Here is a 297-nt window from a genome sequence, read left to right as displayed (position 1 = left end):
TGCAAATTTGCGACATTCAAGGTCGCCTCTTTAAGCTTGCATGGAAAGCAGGTTACGACAGTGAAGATTTTATGAAACAGTTCAGGCGTTCCAGAGTTGCCCGTGATTTGGATTCGGAGTACAATCGGATGCAATGGGCGGGAGAAGAGTATCTTCTGGAAGATTTTGCGGACGAGTGTCCACAGACTATAAAGGGAATTGCTCGATATGATAATGAAGTTATGTATTTGGCGGGCTATCTTTACCGATTTTGGCACATTCTGTACAAGGAATCAAGCTAGGAAATTTATGCTCAGG

The 297-nt window shown here is 43.4% G+C and carries 1 protein-coding gene; it reads left to right on the top strand.

Annotation, left to right across the window (positions count from 1 at the left end; genetic code table 11):
- Positions 1 to 281, top strand: a 281-nt coding sequence (locus P0G09_RS19280) for a hypothetical protein (RefSeq protein ID WP_342760576.1), incomplete at its 5' end; no start/stop codon positions are given.
- Positions 282 to 297: the final 16 nt, after the last annotated feature.

This window comes from Faecalibacterium sp. DFI.5.82 (assembly GCF_029076575.1).
Classification (GTDB): Bacteria; Bacillota; Clostridia; order Oscillospirales; family Ruminococcaceae; genus Faecalibacterium; species Faecalibacterium duncaniae.
Note: the sequence above shows the minus strand (reverse complement) of the source record. Positions and strands in the feature narration are given on the sequence as shown.